The sequence below is a fragment of the Candidatus Accumulibacter vicinus genome, from assembly GCF_000584955.1.
GTDB classification, from domain to species: domain Bacteria; phylum Pseudomonadota; class Gammaproteobacteria; order Burkholderiales; family Rhodocyclaceae; genus Accumulibacter; species Accumulibacter vicinus.
This window is the reverse complement of record NZ_JDSS02000006.1, coordinates 8,439-9,629: the sequence shown is the minus strand read 5'-3', so window position 1 is coordinate 9,629 and position 1,191 is coordinate 8,439. Positions and strand designations below refer to the sequence as shown.

The 1,191-nt window shown below is 55.9% G+C and carries 1 protein-coding gene; it reads right to left on the bottom strand.

Annotation, left to right across the window (positions count from 1 at the left end; translation table 11 throughout):
• Window positions 1-13: 13 nt before the first annotated feature.
• Window positions 14-658 carry an FMN-binding negative transcriptional regulator gene (locus tag CAPSK01_RS00860; RefSeq protein WP_034921153.1) on the bottom strand — a complete coding sequence of 215 codons (645 nt, stop codon included), beginning with the start codon at window positions 656-658 and terminating at the stop codon, window positions 14-16.
• Window positions 659-1,191: the final 533 nt, after the last annotated feature.

The window sequence follows — 1,191 nt, the reverse complement described above, 5'->3', positions numbered from 1 at the left end:
TTAACCTTATTCGTTAGCGAGCATTTTTTGCTCCGGTTTCGACCAAGGCAGCCATTGCTTCCGAGGTCGGAAGGTCACTTGCCTTCAAACCGGAGATTACGCCAACTTGATTTTGCGTTGGTTGATTCTGGCTGACTTTCCATTTACCAAGCATCTTTGTGATGACCATTTCTACACCAACAATGGCCGCCATGATTTTTTCAATGTGATCCGCCGGTGCGTCAGAGACTGCCCAAGGTTCAGGAAAGAATGCTTCATTATGGCTGGTAAGAGCATCGAGTTGCGCGCGCAACCACGACGCATTGTCTACAACGCGTAGGACACCATAAGCATGCACAGAAGCATAGTTCCAGGTGGGTACGACTTTGCCAGTTTCCTTCTTTGTGGCATACCATGAGGGGGTGATGTAGGAATCGGGGCCATGGAAGATGGCTAACGCTTCAATGCCTCCGGTTATTTCGCCAAATAGTGGATTGGCTCGGGCAATATGGCCCTGCAACGTACCATAGGGCGCCGGCGACTGCGACAAATGAAGCGGAATGTGGTTTGCGTTTAGACCACTTGAAGAATGTATAACCAGAGTAGCCAACGGATACGCACGGACAAGCTCGTGCATTACCTCAACTCTCGGCTCTTCAAACTGCTTGGGGATATACACGCTCTGTCCTTTGCTCGCTAACGTGGAGTCGAGGCGCCTGCGCGGTTTTTCGCGCAGGTCGTTTCGAACACCGGGTTGGACGAAGCCGCTACGCAGGGGAAAACCGTCCAGGGGGTACCGCCCGAGCCCTTGATCCGGAGGTCGAGATGGCCGGAGGCACTCGGGCGTGAAGGCCTGAGCCGGTTTGGCGACGGTTGCTTACTGCGGCGCTCACGCCAAGAACCCGGCGCTCGATTGAGCAACCAGGCCCGCGGACCGAGGCGCTTACTCCCCACGGTCCGGCAACGCGCCGATCGGAACGGAGTACAACCCAGGAGTCGATGCTGGCGGCGAGCCTGGGCGCGCTGCGCCGTTTTGATCAAGGCATTGCTCTCGCGCTGTTTTCTCATCTGGCATTTCCACGCGGAACCTATTTTCTGTAGGCTTGGTCGGCGCCTGGCGGCCGGGCTCGTCCAACAAACGGTTCAGATCGCGGCTGCGCGCGATCTAAGGTGATTTCCGGAAATCAAGATCCCGAACAACTATCGCAGCGG